Origin of the sequence: Anaerobacillus sp. MEB173 (assembly GCF_052119505.1) — a bacterium.
Lineage (GTDB): Bacteria > Bacillota > Bacilli > Bacillales > JBJMAU01 > JBJMAU01.
The window spans coordinates 217815-231861 of record NZ_JBJMAU010000001.1 but is presented as its reverse complement, the minus strand read 5'-3'; the positions used below and the strand labels follow the sequence as shown (position 1 = coordinate 231861).

The window sequence follows — 14047 nt, the reverse complement described above, 5'->3', positions numbered from 1 at the left end:
TTTAAGAAAGAAAAGATGATGGCTAATGACAAAACAAAACCTACATTCAACTCAATTTGCACTTAAATTAACTATTGGATTCTTGCTTTTTATTACTATGTTTATTACTGCATGTGTATTTGGAGCAGCTGATATATCCGTAAAAGATGTGTGGCTTGCACTGACAACAAATGCATCAGGGGAAAAAATATCGATCGTGCGGGAAATCCGTTTACCTCGGGAAGTGGCTGCAGTTTTTGTTGGTGCAGCACTTGCTGTTTCTGGTGCTGTCATGCAAGGAATAACACGAAATCCACTAGCAGATCCAGGTTTATTAGGTTTAACAGCTGGAGCAAATGTTGCACTTGCAATTACGATTGCCTTTTTCCCATCAACGAATTATTTCGGTATTATGCTCGCCTGTTTTCTTGGTGCTGCAGTTGGTGCCATTATGGTTTTTGGAATTGGTGCCATGAAAAAAGGCGGCTTTTCGCCACTCCGGATTGTTTTAGCCGGTGCTGCTGTGTCTGCCTTTCTTTATGCAATTGCCGAAGCCATAGGTATTTATTTTAAAGTATCAAAGGATATCTCGATGTGGACAGCTGGTGGTATGATCGGTACATCATGGGGACAGCTTCAAATCATTGTCCCATTTATTGTAATAGGGATTGTTGTTGCACTCTTCCTTTCCAGACAGCTGACCATTCTCAGCTTAAATGAAGAGGTTGCGGTTGGGTTAGGACAAAATACAACAGTAATAAAGGTCATTCTCTTTCTAGTTATTATTTTGCTGGCTGGTGCCTCTGTTGCGCTTGTTGGAAATATTGCATTTGTTGGCCTAATGATTCCTCATATCGTACGGGCAATTGTTGGAACGGATTATCGTTTTATCATTCCGATGTCAGTCATTGCTGGTGCCACATTTATGCTGCTCGCTGATACAGTTGGACGTACAATTAATGCTCCTTATGAAACGCCAGTCGTAGCCATAGTTGCAGTAATGGGGCTGCCGTTCTTTTTATTCATTGTTCGTAAAGGAGGGAAGGCATTCTCATGATTCATCCAGCTATACTAAGAAAACAGCGCATTGTTCTTATTATTTTATTTTTATTAATTGTCGTTACTAGTGTAATTGGGATGGGTTTAGGTTATTCCTCTCTCTCCTATGACCGACTGCTCCCTACTATATTAGGACAAGGTACGTTTAAGGAAGAATTTGTATTGTTTTCGATTCGCTTGCCGCGGATGATTATTACATTATTAGCAGGAATGGCCCTCGCTTTATCTGGTGCAATTTTACAAGGTTTAACCCGAAATGATTTAGCTGATCCTGGAATCATCGGAATCAATGCTGGTGCCGGTGCCGCGATTGCTGTTTTCTTTCTGTTTTTTCCAATTAATGCCGGGGCATTTGTCTATATGCTGCCACTCGTTGCTTTTGGTGGAGCGTTATTGACAGCATTAGCAATCTATTTATTTGCCTACGATCGGAATGCCGGGCTTCAGCCTGTACGTTTAGTGCTTATTGGGATCGGATTTTCAATGGCACTTTCCGGGCTGATGATTGTCCTCGTCTCTTCAGCAGAAAGAGCAAAAGTAGATTTTATTGCGAAATGGTTAGCGGGAAATATTTGGGGTGCAGACTGGCCTTTTATATGGGCGATTCTGCCTTGGTTAATTATTCTTATTCCCTTCTCCCTTTACAAAGCAAACCGGCTAAATGTACTTGGTCTTGGTGAACCTGTTGCAATTGGTGTTGGCTTAGCGATAGAAAGGGAAAGAATTGTATTATTATTAACAGCTGTTGCTCTCGCCGCCTCCGCAGTCTCTGTAACAGGAGGAATTACCTTTGTTGGCCTTATGGGACCACATATTGCGAAAGCCCTTGTCGGCCCTAGAAATCAACTATTTATACCTGTAGCCGTTTTAATTGGGGGTTGGTTATTACTTGTCGCAGATACGATCGGACGCAATTTCCTTGATCCAGATGGAATTCCGGCTGGAATCATGGTAGCACTCATTGGTGCACCATACTTTATGTATTTATTATTAAAAAAATAAGCAAAGGGGGATGTCTCATAAGTGACATCCTCTTTTTTACGTTTTTTCCTCACAATTCAATTGCTCAATTGTATCTTCTTCCATGTTTGATGAAAAAAATGCATAACCGTTCTTCCCATTTTTTTTCACTGAATAAAGGGCAAGATCTGCTCGTCTTAATAAAAGATCCGCATCTATTCCATCTGAATGACAATGGGCAATCCCAATGCTGCTAGAAATGGAAAGTAATTGATTAAACAAACTAATTGGCCTCTGAAGGTTCGCTAAAATCCTTTCAGCGATCGAGTGAATCTCTTCTTTCGATGTAATATCAGTTAATAAAATAATAAATTCATCACCACCTAAACGTCCAACCACATCTTTGTTACGGACACTTCCATTAATTCGTTTTGAAGCAGTAATTAATAATTGATCACCAATCTCATGACCATATGAATCATTTATAAATTTAAAACGATCAATATCTAAAAACATCACACTAAGCTGTAAGTGGTAACACTTTGCACGCTCAACTTCACACCGCAATCGCTCCATAAAATGTCTGCGATTCGGTAAATCAGTCAACGGATCATGATATGCAAAGTGATAAATCATTTGCTCTGATTTCTTTCTCTCGGTAACATCTCTTGTTACTAAGACAAGATTATCAATATTGCCAGTCTCATCCAGCGTTGGATTGATTTTCGATTCAACGTGAATATAATTTCCACTTCTTGTTTGAAGTCGATATTCTAATTGTGTATGACCTTTTCTAGTTGCGTAAATCTGTTTTACTCCATTGATCACGATATCCCGATCTTCTTCATGAACGAAATTAATCAAATTATTAGATTCAATAACCGACATCTCATAATCGAGCATTGTTTTATGAGATGGTGAATTATAGATAGGTTTTCCTTCCTTGTCGATAATTGAAATTAAGTCTGATGTATTTTCGGTAATTAAACGATATTTTTCCTCGCTTTTTTTGAGTTTTTCTTCCATCGTTTTTCGAGCGGTAATGTCGTTGCGGATTGACACATATTGGTAGGCCTTTCCATCTTCGTCTAAGTAAGGAACAATTGTCGAGTCGACCCAATAAAGCGAACCGTCTTTTGCACGATTGCGAATTTCTCCTTTCCAAACCTGCCCATCCCTAATTGTCTTCCACATGTTCTTGAAAAAATCTCTAGAATGATATCCCGAATTTAGAACTCGATGATCTTTACCTAGCAATTCTTCTTTCTTATATTTAGAGATTTTACAGAATTGTTCATTTACGTATTGTATCACTCCATTGTGACTCGTAATCGCAACTATAGATGACTGATCTAATGCATACTTAATATCAGCAAGTTCCTTTAGAACATTATCCATAATCCACTTTCCTCTATTTTAATATAGTTTATATTGTAAACCTATAAGTATTTTATATTAAAAGATATAAAAATAGTAGAGTTATAATTCCACAATTATGATAAATTTCGTACAATTTATTTTACAAAAAAAATTAAAAAAACCACATGATAACGGTCACACTATTCAATATACAGTGACTACTTTATTGCAGATTGCAAATACTAGCATAAAATCATATGATTGGAGAGGTCATCATGAAACGCAAACATCAAACTGTTTCTGGGACAAATATTGATGAAGTGAAACGTCTTAATGCTCACTCAGGTCTTTCTTATAACGAAGTCAAACTGAAACTTGCACAAGAAAGAGGTTTCCTTCCAAAAACTGAAGACAAATAAAGGTCGGTAATCATCATACCGACCTTATGACTCACTATTCTTTAATTAATAATTTCCCCACTCCATTCAAGCATTCCACCTTCGACATTAACTAGATCACGATAACCTTGTTTCATCAAAAAATGGGCAGCTTGCACACTTCTATTTCCACTTCTGCAAATAATAACTACCTTTTTATCAGTCGGTATTTGCTGATAGCTATTTTCTAACTGACTTAATGGAACATTTGTCATCTCTTTTATATGACCTTCATTGTATTCGTGCGGTTCACGAACATCAACAAAGAACACGTCTTCATTTTGTTCTTGAAGCATTTCTGTTAATTGATCAACATTGATATGTGTAATCTCATTTGTTGACGATTGATTACAGCCGAATAAAACCGTGAGTAATGTTAAAGAAATCGTATAAAATATCAATTTTTTTACCATTTTCAAGCCTCCCTCTTCATTTTTATGATATACCGCAAAGGGTATGTACGTCAATTGTAATTTATCTCTGATATTGTTGGATAGAAATAAATATTTAGTAAAAAATAGAAAAATACTGTTTACGGGAGGGGATTACGATGTCTTCTGAAATGAAGGAGAAATGTGGGGTATTTGGCATTTTCAATCATTCCCAAGCTGCACATTTAACATATTATGGACTTCATGCTCTTCAGCATCGGGGTCAGGAGAGTGCCGGGATTGTTGTAAGTAATGGAGAAAGGTTTAAACATCATCGTGGAATGGGGTTGGTAAGTCAAGTTTTCTCACGTGAAACTCTTAATAATATGAGTGGAAATCTTGCAATTGGGCATGTTCGCTATTCTACTTCTGGTGAAAGCTTAATTCAAAATGCACAGCCGCTCGTTTTTAAATACAGTGAGGGAGATTTGGCTGTTGCTCATAACGGTAATCTCATCAATGCCAGAATTGAACGAGAAGTTTTACAGGATCAAGGAAGTATTTTTCAAACAACAACAGATACTGAAGTTATTGCCCACCTCATCGCAAGGTCAAAAAGAAAACGATTTGAAGAAGCAGGCCCCCATATACTTAATAGAATCGATGGCTCATTCGCCTTATTAGTAATGACAGAAAAGCAGATGCTCATTGCTCTTGACCGCCATGGTTTACGGCCACTCTCTCTAGGAAAAATCGGTGACGCCGTAGTTGCTGCTTCTGAAACTTGCGCCTTAAATGCGGTTAATGCGAAGTTTTGGCGAGATGTTGATCCTGGTGAGTGGCTACTTATTAACGAAAGCGGAATTCAAACAGGACGTTTTGCACCAAAAGAAGAGCTATCGCTTTGTTCGTTTGAGTTTGTTTATTTTGCACGCCCTGATAGTGTCATCCAAGGCAGAAGCGTCTTATCAATTCGTAAAGAATTAGGTCAGGTTCTTGCAAAGGAACATCCGACAGAAGCAGATGTCGTCGTCGCCGTTCCCGATTCTAGCGTTCCTGCAGCTATAGGTTTTTCTCAGCAATCCGGGATTCCTTATGAAATGGGACTGATTAAAAACCCATATACCGGTCGTTCTTTCATTGAGCCAACACAAGAACTACGCGAGCTTGCTGTGCGGCTCAAATTAAGTACTGTTCAAGAAATTCTTGTAGGAAAAAGAGTCATACTTGTTGATGATTCAATCGTCAGAGGAACAACGAGTAAACGGATTGTCCAGCTCATCCGTGATGCCGGTGCCAAGGAAGTTCATGTCCGCATAAGTTCACCAATGGTTCGCAATCCTTGTTATTATGGAATTGATATGCCGACGAAGGAAGAATTGTTTGCAAATCGTCATGAACATGAACGAGCTATGGGACAATCAATCGGTGCTGATACATTGGCCTTTTTAAGCACCGAGGGGTTACTAGAGGTTGTCGATGTAAACCTCGCAGATACAAGCAACAGATGTATTGCATGTTTTAGCGGGGCCTACCCGACAAAACTTTATCTAAAATAGAATTGTAAAATTCTAACCATCAAAGCCTAACAAGGTGCGTGTATCAATTTCGTGCCTTGTTACTCCTCTCCCTTTCATCTTTTACGACATTTTGCTAAGGATTCCAATTTATACATAATCCCTCTCTGTTAGGTAAAACATAACAAATAAGAGGGATGAATATGGCCAAAAACAATAACTTTCATATTAAACCGTTGGAATTAAATGTTTCATTTATATCATATGTTTTCGCGAGTGCTATTCTCATTATTCCAAGAACGTTAGCACAAGAAGTTGGAACAGCAGATGGCTGGATTTCCTTATTAATCAATGGCCTTCTTTTAGCTATTTTAATTAGTGTCTATACTAGACTACAACGTAATTATCCTCAACAGACATTAACCGCTTACATACGTAAAGGAAAAGTTGGTAAATGGGTAGCAAATATCTTTGTGTGTATTGCCGTTTTTTACTTTTTAATAGCAATTGGAGTTGTCGTTCGAGTTTTATCTGATACAACTGAAATGTATCTTTTAACTCAGACACCATCAGAAGTAATTGTAGCTATTATGTTACTCGTAACGTCTTATGCTGTTTCTAAAAGTGTACAAGGTGTTGTCCATCTTCATTTAATGTTTCTACCATTGATTGTTGCCGTTTTACTTTTTGTCATTGTGTTTAATATTGGGAATATGAAACTTGGTGAAGTGTTACCAATCTTACCTGAAGGCGTTTCTCCTGTATTCAAAGGAATATTACCAAGTGCTTTTCCATATTATGGTGGTTTTCCCATTTATCTCGTATTGATGTCATATTTGAAAAAAGAAGATTTAAAGGTTGTACCATTAACGATTTCGTCTTTAATTGTAACAGTCGTCTTTATCATGATCACGATTAGTTGTTATGCTGTTCTGACAGTAGATATGACGAAAGTAGTTACATACCCTACAATGGAAATAGCTAAAGACATTGAAATTATTGGGTTCCTTGAGCGATTTGAACCAATATTGTTATCGATCTGGATTATGACACTATTTACAACCATTTCAACACACAAACTATTATGTATTGTCATGCTAGAAGAAGCATTTAACAAAAATGAAAAGTCAAAATCTTTACCAGCCATTATTAGTTTTCTTGCATTTCTCATTGCATTTCTTCCTGACAATATGGCTGAAGTCGGGGAGCTTTCACAACTTGCTGCAAAATTAGCAATCATTGTTTCAATATCGGGAGTTGCTATTGCTTATATCGGTTTGCGGACAAGCCATTGATATGAAGTTCTTCCATACAAAACCTGTTACTTCAATTATTCTGAATTTGTTCTATTCATCCTTTTTATTACAGCTTCCTTAGGGTCCCAACAGTTAAACTGATATTTTGGATTTGTTGCATATCCAAGTCTGCGACAGTGGTAGGTTGTTTTCTGACCACTGTTTTTTTCTACACGGAACCATTTACAGCTTGCACAGCAGTGATAACGATTCATACTGATCCCTCATTCTTTCATATTATTTGCTAAATAATCTATTAATCTTGCTATTATAATAACAATAATTCTAAATAATGATAACAAAAATTGTGAAAAAGCGTATAGATAATAGGATAAGAGGGCCTCTTTGGTAGCAAAATGGAGAGAAGGTTATTACAGGTGGATTTACTGTTATTACTTACTACGATCTTAAAGATGACCGTCATTATTGCAATTGGCGTGTTTATAGGAAGGAAAATTCCATTAACGGTCGATGTGAAGAAATTACTCATTTTTATATTACTGAATGTTGCTTTACCCGGCTTGATTTTCACAGGAATTTTTCAATTGAATGTCGAGGATAACTTACTTCGTTTAGTATTTGGCTTGTTTTTTTTATCGGTATGTATTAATGTCATTGGTATTTTGCTAAGTTTTTTTATGACAAAAATTTTTAGAGTGTCAGGGGAAGAATCGTGGCAAATAAGTGTATTGTCAGCTTTAGGAAATACTGGCTTAATCGGCATTCCCCTATGTGCAATTTTATTTGGAGCAAAGGGGGCCTTTTTTGCAGCAATTATTGATACAGGAATGACCTTTGTTTTGTGGACTTTTGGAGTGATGTTATTACAAGGAAAAAGTAAGATGAGTTTGGGATTATTTAAGCCATTATTAAATATGCCGATGGCGGGCATTGTCATCGGTTTATCAATGGTCATGTTGAATATTCAACCACCTTCCTTCGTCCTTGACGTGACAGGATCATTAGCCAGCTTAGCTACACCATTAGCAATGATCTATATCGGTATGCTTATTCATACGATATTAAAAGAGAAAACAACTGTTTCCATAAAAACGATCACAATCGCAGTAACGATAAAACTAATCATCTTCCCTCTATTGGCATTACTCGTTGTTTCCTTTGTCCCATTGCCGCATGATATAGTCATTATTTTGCTTGTTCAAGCAACAATGCCAACAATCACCACGGCGCCGATTATTTTTGCGAAGTATCATGCCGATGAAAAAACGGCAGCAATGGTTACGATTTTTTCGACGATTTCTTCATTATTAACGATTCCAGTGATGATGTATGTAATCATTACAATTTTGAAGCTGTAATATGCTTAAATATTGTTAGAGCCCACTTCATTGTGCTGAAGTGGGCTTTTTGCTTATTATTTTTAATTTACAAGATTAAGAAAAAAACCTCCTCTCACTCAAATGTTTCATAATGGACGAGTTCGTTTTTTGGTATCATCTGTTTCTTTTTCGGATTTTCTTTCACGTATCCTAAGCCTAAAATTGCCAGGATGCGGCGATCCTTTGGTATTGTTAATGCATCTCTGACATAGCCTTCTCTTTGTTCTGATTCTTCATTATCAGTTGTATTTAAAATTGCTCCGAACGCACATCCTACTCCTTCATTAACTGCTGAGAGCCAAATATAGCCACTAGAGATTGAGCCATCTTGAAGCCAGTATTTACTAATATTGGGACGTCCGGTAATAACAATAGCTGCTTGTGACTCCTTTAACCACTTTACATAAGGAGTCGCTTCTGACAGGTGATCAAGCATCTTTCGCTCTTGGACAACGATAAACTCTCTGGAAGGTAAGTTATTTCCAGTTGGTGCCAGAATCGCCACTTCAACAATCGAATCGAGCACCTCACTCGGGATGGGTCGATTTGAAAAACTAGTAATTTCACGGCGATTACTGACTACTTGATTAAATTCCATAATCATACTCCCCCTATAAAAAATTATTTTGATCGATTTACTCCAATTTAAGCAAATCTGTTAAATAAATACAATAATTCTTTTTTATTTGAAAATAATTTACTACCATACAAAGAAGAGACGTAAATCACATTGATTTTCGTCTCTTTTTTTATTTGTTAAAGAGCTTCATGCTCATACTTTGTTAGGGGTTTTTCTAAATAAAATAATTTAGAAGGTTTTCTACTCCGCCATACATTCATCATGCTTTTCAAATTTATTGCTAGGCATTGCCCCTACTATTCCATGGTGGTCAGCGTACATATACTTTACATCTTGAACTGTCATATTTTCATGTTGCAATAATTTCTGCCCGAAGTTGAATGTTCCATAGGCATTGCTGTTTCGAGTTGTATTTTCCTCCATTGCAAAAGCTTGAGCTGATCCCATGATGACCATTGACGCCGCTATTACTGTTACAACGATTTTCTTCATTATCATCATCTCCTTTTCTAATTGAATAATATGATTAAATTTTGAAGAAATAATGAAGAGATTTTGACAAAAAAAGTAATTCGCTTTAACTATTTCCATAATTCAATAAATAAACAGTCATAAAAAATCGGATGATGCTCTAGAGATACCTTAATCATTTGTGTAATAGAATAAATGCTTGATATTTTTTCAAAACCTTGAAAACACGAATATTAAAACGTTGACATTAACTTAATGTTTGGTTTATTATTCTTTATGGAAGAAAAAATGTGCAATATTTGATTCGTATATCCTCAATAATACGGTTTGAGGGTCTCTAGAAGGAACCGATAATTCCTAACTACGAATGGATGGCAGACGTCTATCCATTTTTGTAGTTAGGATTTTTTTGTTTTTTTGGCACATTAATGGTGTACATACTTATTGGAGGTTTACAATGGAGAAATTTTTTAATTTAAAAGAGCATGGGACTACGCCAAGAACTGAGTTTATTGCCGGGATAACAACCTTCCTAACAATGGTTTATATTATCATTGTTAATCCCGCTATCTTATCCTCAGCAGGGGTTCCGTTTGAACAAGTATTCATGGCAACCATCATATCTGCAGTCATTGGTACATTATATATGGGATTATTTGCTAAATATCCTATCGCGATCGCACCAGGAATGGGTATGAATGCTTATTTCGCAAGTGTCGTCGCTACCCATGGTGTGCCTTATCAAGTTGTTTTTGGTACCGTTTTTTTAGCTGGGGTTCTATTTGTAATCTTATCGCTCACATCAATAAGGGAAGTATTAATTAAAGCAATTCCCAATTCATTAAAATATGGAATCACATCAGGAATTGGGTTATTTATCGCTTTTATTGGCTTGAAAATGTCAGGGATTGTTGTTCCTAATCCTGATACGATGGTCACATTTGGTGATTTGCATCAGCCGGTAACCATCTTATCTTTATTCGGCTTATTTCTCACTCTTATTTTGTTAGCTAGAAAAATTAATGGAGCTCTATTTATTGGTATGATTATAACCGGAGTTGTTGGCTATTTCTTTAATCTGCTTCACTTTGACGGTGTTGTTTCAATGCCGCCAACACCAGTGTTCTTTGATTTAGATATTGCCGGCGTATTTTCTTACGGCTTGTATACAGTTGTATTTGCCTTTTTACTTGTAACTATTTTTGATACGACGGGAACAATGATCGGTGTCGCTGAACAAGCAGGTTTAATGAAAGAGGGCAAATTCCCAAGAGCAAAAAATGCACTAATGGCTGATGCATTAGCAACTACAGTCGGCTCAACATTCGGTACGAGTCCATCAAGTGCTTACATCGAGTCCTCAGCAGGGGTTGCTGCGGGCGGTCGAACTGGTTTGACTGCAGTTGTTGTCGCTATTCTCTTCATACTTGCGATGTTCTTCTCACCGATTATCGCTGCGATTTCATCGTTGCCAGCGATCACAGCGCCTGTACTTATTATTGTCGGATGCTTTATGATGGAAGGACTTTCTCGTATTGATTGGAAAACATTTGATGATGCATTCCCGGCATTTGCGATTATTTTAACGATGCCGTTAACATCAAGTATTGCAACAGGGATTGCTATTGGTTTTATTACGTATCCATTAATGAAGCTTGTAAGCGGAAAAGGAAAAGAAGTACACCCTATTTTATACGTATTCGGTGTAATCTTCATTATTCAAATGATCTTCTTCCCTGCCCACTAATAAGAAAAGTGCAGGTCTTAAGTTAGATACCGGCATATTTTCTTTATTTAATAACGAACAAAAAAAAGGATCATGCAAGCGAAAACTGCTGCACGATCCTTTTTTTTGTTCTATACTTTAAACTTTGCAATTACGGAATTCAATTGATCAGCCATTCGGGCAAGTGCCTGTGCGGATGACGATATTTCCTCCATTGATGCAAGCTGTTCTTCAGTAGCTGAGGACACCTCTTGAGTGCCCGATGCAGTTTGTTCGGCTGCTCGTGAAATGAACTGTATCGATTGGACAATTTGCTCTGAACCATCAGATATTTGTTGTACAGCAGTAGAAACTTCTTGAATTTGCGATGTCACATTATTGACTGAATGCTCAATCTCTTGGAATGATTCTCCTGCAGTGTTGACTACTTTAATACCGGAGCTGACTTCATTTGTTGCAATTTCCATCGACTGAATCGTCTTCTCAGTTTCAACCTGAATCATTGAAATAATCTCAGACACTTTGTCAGCAGATTGGGCTGACCGCTCAGCCAATTTGCGTACTTCATCAGCCACAATAGCAAATCCTCGTCCGTGCTCTCCTGCTCTGGCAGCCTCAATTGCTGCGTTTAATGCTAATAAATTAGTTTGTTTAGCAATCTCAGTAATCACTTCAATAATTTGTCCGATTTGTTCTGATCGTTTGCCTAATCCTTTTACAACGTCTGATAAATCATCAAATGTTGAATTTATCGAGTTCATTTGTTGTACTGCTGTATGAATAGATTGACCACCTTCAGCTGCTTTTTCTGTTGCTTCGACTGCGGCTTGTGATACACTCTTTGCATGTCTGGCGATTTGTTGAACGCCCCCACTCATCATATCTACAGTAGACGACGTTTCTTCAATACTTTGAACTTGGCGGTCCATCTCAATACCAACTTCTTGAACGGTTGTCGTAATGGCGATAGCACTGCTATTGTTTTGCTCGGCACTTGCTGTTAGTTGCTCGGCTGAAGCTGCTACCTGTTCAGCACTTGTGCCAATTTGCTCTATAAGTCCTTTAAAATTATCAGCCATGTGATGCAAATTTGCTGCTAATTCACCAATTTCATCTTTGTTTTTAACTGTTACTTTTTCCGCTGCTAAATCCCCGCTTGCCAATGCTTTTGCATAATCAATGAGCATTGTAATTGGTTTTGTTTTTCTTCTTATAAACCAAATTGTTAAGAGACAAGCAACAGCCATTGGCAGTAAACCAAGTAAAAAACTGTCTTTCACGGAAGCCCATGTTCTCTCACTCACAATTTCTGCGTTAAAATCAATGGCATTAAAAGCAATGATTTCTTTCGTTGGGTCATGGTCTTGAAAAATTGGGGCATAACCAGTAATTCGCTTCATTCCACCATACTCATATATTTCTGAATATTGAGGGTGCCTCGTTTTTAAAATTAATTCAATGGCATCTTTATCAATGTAAAACTGATCTCCGGCTTTAAAGCCCTGACGCTCTAAATTCGTATCACCAACGACAATCATCCCATCCTCAAGGAGTACATATTGCGTTTCAAAAATTTGTTTATGATCTGTCGTCCAGTCTAATGTTTGTTGAAGTTGTGCTACGTCTTTTTCTCCACGAATAATTGCTCCTAGTTCATTTGGATCAATTAATCCAGTTGTAATGTTTGCACATCCAACAGCTTCGATCCCAGCTGCTTCGTAAGTTTTTGAATAGCTGACTAAGTAGTTGGATATTGAAGTAATGATCATCGAAAGAAAGATAATACAAACAATTATGATTCCAAGTTGACCAGTTAGTGTTTTATTCATATGACTAAGCTCCTTATGTAGTTTAATTATTAAATTATTATAAATATAATTAATAGACTATTTTACTTTATGGTAATCGTTAAATATGTTTATAACTGTGATAAAAGTCACACCATCATCAAATTTTACCTTCCTTTGCTACAAAAAACAACAAAAAAAGAATCCGAAGTTGTCCATCATCGAATTCCTCTTTATTACTTTATTTCTTATATATATTTCTACTTTCACATATCTCGATAAGAGTCATAATCCTTTATTTTATCTTGTTGATCCTTTCGGTTAACTTCTACAAAACCCCACGTTGTTGTTGGGTCTTTTGGTCTTTTCAGTTCCACAAAAACGATAAATGCAATGACAAAAAAGTAGCTGATTGCTACAATAGGCCACCATGTTTGAAGCCATCCCAATTCCACGGAAATCACCACCTACTCTATGAGAGTACTATTTGAACATTTTGTTAACTTTTATACAGTATATGAAATTTTTGCGAAAAAAATACTCCGTTAGGACAATTTATGTCATATATGTCTAAAAACGCATTGAATCCTTCATATTGGGCAAGATAAATTTGTTTGAATTACAATATTGATCAGTAGCAGGTGATATGATGTTTTATACATTTGAAAAAAAAGTACTAAACCGTTTAGTGGCCTTATGTATCATCATTATTCCATTGACAATGGCAGGAAGAAATTATCGGAAATGGATGCTAAGTTTTTTACTGAACTCATATTCAAATATTTTTGTTGCTCCTTTCTTAGCGAAAAAAGGTTATTTAAAATACCCGGTAAGATTACTTCCATCTATATATAAAAGCAGTATCATTTATGATTATATTTTCTGTTCATTATTTTCTACGTGGTTTTATCGAGCTACTTACCAAGATCATTGGAAAACTATTTTACGAAAAGCTTGGCTTTTTATCTTGCCACAAGTATTAACTGAAATCTGGATGGAGAGAAACACTAACCTTATTCGCTATAGGAATGGATGGACATGGTTTCATTCATTGATCACGATCACATTCGCTAAATATTTCTTTCGCCTAATACTCTACATCATGGATCAAAATGATAGGCAAAAAGCAAATTAATATTATTTCTTAATACGATAGAAACGACCTT

The 14047-nt window shown here is 36.7% G+C and carries 15 protein-coding genes and 1 riboswitch; of the genes, 8 read left to right on the top strand and 7 right to left on the bottom strand.

Annotation, left to right across the window (positions count from 1 at the left end):
- Window positions 1-25: 25 nt before the first annotated feature.
- Together ACJ2A9_RS01130 and ACJ2A9_RS01125 are read left to right on the top strand one after the other, a co-directional pair.
- On the top strand, window positions 26-1036 hold the full coding sequence (locus tag ACJ2A9_RS01130) for a FecCD family ABC transporter permease (RefSeq protein WP_441419763.1): 1011 nt from the start codon (window positions 26-28) through the stop codon (window positions 1034-1036).
- A complete protein-coding gene (locus ACJ2A9_RS01125; RefSeq protein ID WP_441419762.1) occupies window positions 1033-2040 on the top strand; it encodes a FecCD family ABC transporter permease in 1008 nt (335 codons plus the stop codon). Before ACJ2A9_RS01130 ends, ACJ2A9_RS01125 begins: the two co-directional genes overlap by 4 nt.
- Before the next feature lie 36 nt (window positions 2041-2076).
- Here ACJ2A9_RS01125 and ACJ2A9_RS01120 read toward each other — a convergent pair whose 3' ends face one another.
- Window positions 2077-3396 (bottom strand): diguanylate cyclase domain-containing protein, encoded by a 1320-nt coding sequence (locus ACJ2A9_RS01120; protein WP_441419761.1) that lies wholly within the window; start codon window positions 3394-3396, stop codon window positions 2077-2079.
- Between the two features lie 236 nt (window positions 3397-3632).
- On the opposite strand from ACJ2A9_RS01120, the gene ACJ2A9_RS01115 reads away from it, so the two are divergent.
- Entirely contained in the window at window positions 3633-3776 is a 144-nt protein-coding gene (locus tag ACJ2A9_RS01115; RefSeq protein WP_441419760.1) for a hypothetical protein, read from the top strand.
- 41 nt (window positions 3777-3817) lie between these two features.
- Here ACJ2A9_RS01115 and ACJ2A9_RS01110 read toward each other — a convergent pair whose 3' ends face one another.
- Window positions 3818-4207 (bottom strand): rhodanese-like domain-containing protein, encoded by a 390-nt coding sequence (locus ACJ2A9_RS01110; protein ID WP_441419759.1) that lies wholly within the window; start codon window positions 4205-4207, stop codon window positions 3818-3820.
- A gap of 137 nt (window positions 4208-4344) precedes the next feature.
- Between ACJ2A9_RS01110 and purF the strand changes: the two genes are divergently transcribed.
- Window positions 4345-5724 (top strand): amidophosphoribosyltransferase, encoded by a 1380-nt coding sequence (purF, locus tag ACJ2A9_RS01105; RefSeq protein ID WP_441419758.1) that lies wholly within the window; start codon window positions 4345-4347, stop codon window positions 5722-5724.
- Window positions 5725-5885: 161 nt separating this feature from the next.
- Window positions 5886-6977, top strand: a complete 1092-nt coding sequence (locus tag ACJ2A9_RS01100; RefSeq protein ID WP_441419757.1) for a GerAB/ArcD/ProY family transporter — start codon at window positions 5886-5888, stop codon at window positions 6975-6977.
- A 35-nt stretch (window positions 6978-7012) separates the two neighbouring features.
- On the opposite strand, the gene ACJ2A9_RS01095 is transcribed toward ACJ2A9_RS01100, so the two are convergent.
- A complete protein-coding gene (locus ACJ2A9_RS01095; RefSeq protein WP_441419756.1) occupies window positions 7013-7192 on the bottom strand; it encodes a hypothetical protein in 180 nt (59 codons plus the stop codon).
- Between the two features lie 162 nt (window positions 7193-7354).
- Here ACJ2A9_RS01095 and ACJ2A9_RS01090 point away from each other — a divergent pair, with 162 nt between their 5' ends.
- The gene (locus ACJ2A9_RS01090) at window positions 7355-8296 is read left to right on the top strand and encodes an AEC family transporter (protein WP_441419755.1); all 942 of its coding nucleotides are present in this window, start codon (window positions 7355-7357) and stop codon (window positions 8294-8296) included.
- Between the two features lie 94 nt (window positions 8297-8390).
- Here the strand turns inward: ACJ2A9_RS01090 and ACJ2A9_RS01085 are convergent, their stop codons facing one another.
- Entirely contained in the window at window positions 8391-8915 is a 525-nt protein-coding gene (locus ACJ2A9_RS01085) for a nitroreductase family protein (protein WP_441419754.1), read from the bottom strand.
- 222 nt (window positions 8916-9137) lie between these two features.
- Window positions 9138-9389, bottom strand: a complete 252-nt coding sequence (locus tag ACJ2A9_RS01080) for a hypothetical protein (protein WP_441419753.1) — start codon at window positions 9387-9389, stop codon at window positions 9138-9140.
- A 263-nt stretch (window positions 9390-9652) separates the two neighbouring features.
- Window positions 9653-9752, top strand: a riboswitch (purine riboswitch).
- Window positions 9753-9825: 73 nt separating this feature from the next.
- Between ACJ2A9_RS01080 and ACJ2A9_RS01075 the strand changes: the two genes are divergently transcribed.
- Window positions 9826-11115: an NCS2 family permease gene (locus ACJ2A9_RS01075; RefSeq protein WP_441419752.1), complete on the top strand. Its 1290-nt coding sequence runs from the start codon at window positions 9826-9828 to the stop codon at window positions 11113-11115.
- A 110-nt stretch (window positions 11116-11225) separates the two neighbouring features.
- On the opposite strand, the gene ACJ2A9_RS01070 is transcribed toward ACJ2A9_RS01075, so the two are convergent.
- Window positions 11226-12923, bottom strand: a complete 1698-nt coding sequence (locus ACJ2A9_RS01070) for a methyl-accepting chemotaxis protein (protein ID WP_441419751.1) — start codon at window positions 12921-12923, stop codon at window positions 11226-11228.
- Between the two features lie 224 nt (window positions 12924-13147).
- The gene (locus tag ACJ2A9_RS01065) at window positions 13148-13336 is read right to left on the bottom strand and encodes a hypothetical protein (protein WP_441419750.1); all 189 of its coding nucleotides are present in this window, start codon (window positions 13334-13336) and stop codon (window positions 13148-13150) included.
- Between the two features lie 194 nt (window positions 13337-13530).
- Between ACJ2A9_RS01065 and ACJ2A9_RS01060 the strand changes: the two genes are divergently transcribed.
- On the top strand, window positions 13531-14016 hold the full coding sequence (locus ACJ2A9_RS01060) for a CBO0543 family protein (protein WP_441419749.1): 486 nt from the start codon (window positions 13531-13533) through the stop codon (window positions 14014-14016).
- Window positions 14017-14047: the final 31 nt, after the last annotated feature.